The sequence below is a fragment of the Micromonospora parastrephiae genome, from assembly GCF_016802865.1.
Lineage (GTDB): Bacteria > Actinomycetota > Actinomycetes > Mycobacteriales > Micromonosporaceae > Micromonospora > Micromonospora parastrephiae.
Genome location: NZ_JAEVHM010000368.1, coordinates 1 through 2334, shown reverse-complemented (window position 1 = coordinate 2334; position 2334 = coordinate 1). Strand labels below are relative to the sequence as shown.

Below are 2334 nucleotides of genomic sequence, written 5' to 3'. Positions count from 1 at the left end.
TGGGCCCGGTCGCGGTGGGAGACTTGCCACATGCCCCTCACCGAGCCGTACGACGACCACCTCCCGCAGGAGGATCCGGTCGCGGGCGATGGTGCCGTGCCCGGCTCCGGGCGGTCAGGCTTGATCCCTGCGCCGGGCACGGCAGGCCCCCGCCCCGTCGTGGCCGGGCGTCGCCCGCGCCGCACTGGTGGTGGGGGTCTTGGTGGTTCTCGGTCGGCAGTTGGGTTGCCTTGGTCTGTTACCAGCCTCGGGCTCTCCACTGGGGGAGGGCTGGGCGTTCGGCTCCCAGTGTGCTGTCCTTGCCGTGGCCGGGATAGAACCAGGTGTCGTCCGGAAGCTGGTCGAACACCTTGTGCTCGACGTCGTCGATCAGCGCGGCGAAGCGCTCCGGGTCCTTGTCGGTGTTGCCGACACCACCGGGGAAGAGGCTGTCACCGGTGAAGAGGTGCGGAGTGCCGGCCGGATCGCGGTAGAGCAGCGCGATCGAGCCCGGGGTGTGCCCCTTGATGTGGATGACCTCCAACGCGCAGTCGCCGACCGGCACGGTGTCGCCCTCGGCAAGCTGCTCCGCCTCGATCGGCAGCCCCGCCGCGTCGTCGGCGTGCACCAGCGCCCGTGCCCCGGTCTTGGCCACCACCTCCTCCAACGCGACCCAGTGGTCCATGTGCTGGTGGGTGGTCACCACGGCGGTCAGCCCACCGTCACCGATCAGCTCCAGCAGCCGGGGCGCCTCGTTGGCGGCGTCGATCAGCACCTGGTCGCCGGTGCCCGTGCAGCGCAGCAGGTAGGCGTTGTTGTCCATCGGACCCACCGACAGCTTGCTGATGGTGAGCCCGTCCAGCTCCCGTACCGCCGGCGGGCCGCCGTGGGTGACATCTCCGCTGTAGGTCATGAGGTTTCTATATCCATTCCGGTGGAGTAGGCAGGGGGCCGTCGGGGGTGACGGCGAGCGCGTCGCCGCCGTCACGGCCGATCAGCCAGGCGGCGAGGTCGGGAGCGGGGCCGGCGACGATCGGGGCGCCGACCCGGTCCCCGATCACCAACTCGTGCTGGCTGCCGTCGAAACGCAGCACCATCGACGGCGGCGCCGGCCGGTTGCCGTAGTGGGTGGACACCTCGTGCAGCAGCCGGTGGGCGAACGCCTCCGACCAGTCGGCGACCCGGTAGCCGGCGGCCAGGTCGAGGTGGTGCACCTCGATCTCGCGCAGCCGACCCCAGACGAGCAGTGCGGCGGGCCATGGTCCCAGGCGTGCCTGCACCGTCGCCGCCCACGCCTCGACCGGCATGGCCGCGACCGCCTCGGCGAACCGGTCCGCGGTGCGCCGCAGGTCGTCCAGGTGCTCGGCGGGCGGCCGACCCGCCCCGGCGTCGATGTCCGCCGTGCGGCCCGCCAGCGAGGAATACATCGGCACCGGTTGCCCGGTGCGGGCCGCGGTGAGCAGGTTGACGAAGCCGTCGGCGTTGCGCGCCAGGTGGGCCAGCACGTGCCCGCGCGTCCAGCCCGGCAGCAGTGAAGCGCCCGCCAGGTCCGCGGCGTCGAGGGAAGCCGCGGTACGCAGCAACCGACCGGTGGCGGCGTCCACCTCGCCCATCAGGAGCAGCGGATCCGTGGTCACCCGTAGACCCTAGCGGTGAACCGGTCCCGCCGTCGCCGGGGAAATCGCTTTCGGCGCGTCGGCGCGCGCCCTACCGTCGGCGGCATACGCGGCACCGGGACGTCGGACGGAGGTGGTGATCATGCCGGCCGTGACACGCGTACCGCCATCACCAGCTTCGACATCGATGAGGATGCCATGACGATCGATCTGACCGCCCTCGGCTGGGACGCCGAGCGCGCGGCGTACGCCGACCGGCGGGGTGAGCACCGACCGGGCCGGGTGGCCCGGGTGGACCGCGGGGTCTGCACGGTGCTCAGCGCGCCCGGCCCGGTCCGGGCCAGCCTGGGCGGGGCGGTGTTGGCCGCGGCCGCCCGGGACCCCTCCGCGCTGCCCTGCGCGGGTGACTGGGTGCTGCTCGGGCGCTGGCCCGACGGCCGGGTCACCGTGGAGGCGGTGCTGCCGCGGCGGGCGGCGTTGATCCGCCGTACCGCCGGCAAGGACGCCAGCGGCCAGGTGCTCGCCGCCAACCTGGACGCCGCCGCCGTGGTCGAGCCGGTGCATCCGGAGCCGGATGTCGGCCGGATCGAGCGACTGCTCTCCCTGGTGCACGAGTCCGGGGCCCGGCCGCTGGTCGTGCTGACCAAGGCCGACCTGGCGGCCGACCCGGCCGCGCTGGCCCGGCAGCTCGCCGCGGTCGCCCCCCGGGGTGCCGGTGCTGGCGGTCAGCGCCGAGCGC

Annotated in this window: 2 protein-coding genes and 1 pseudogene; 1 reads left to right on the top strand and 2 read right to left on the bottom strand. The window is 73.7% G+C overall.

Features of this window, described 5'->3' with window-relative positions; translation table 11 throughout:
* Nucleotides 1–238: 238 nt before the first annotated feature.
* Both JNW91_RS31040 and JNW91_RS31035 read right to left on the bottom strand, forming a co-directional pair.
* Entirely contained in the window at nucleotides 239–892 is a 654-nt protein-coding gene (locus tag JNW91_RS31040) for an MBL fold metallo-hydrolase (RefSeq protein ID WP_203179010.1), read from the bottom strand.
* Nucleotides 893–899: 7 nt separating this feature from the next.
* On the bottom strand, nucleotides 900–1616 hold the full coding sequence (locus JNW91_RS31035; RefSeq protein ID WP_203179009.1) for a maleylpyruvate isomerase family mycothiol-dependent enzyme: 717 nt from the start codon (nucleotides 1614–1616) through the stop codon (nucleotides 900–902).
* A 177-nt stretch (nucleotides 1617–1793) separates the two neighbouring features.
* Between JNW91_RS31035 and rsgA the strand changes: the two are divergent.
* Nucleotides 1794–2334, top strand: a pseudogene (rsgA, locus tag JNW91_RS31030) (GTPase RsgA); the annotation flags it as partial.

Coding starts and splice junctions, on each gene's coding strand:
- JNW91_RS31040 (WP_203179010.1), bottom strand. CDS start 892: ATGACCTACAGCGGAGATGTCACCCACGGCGGCCCGCCGGCGGTACGG.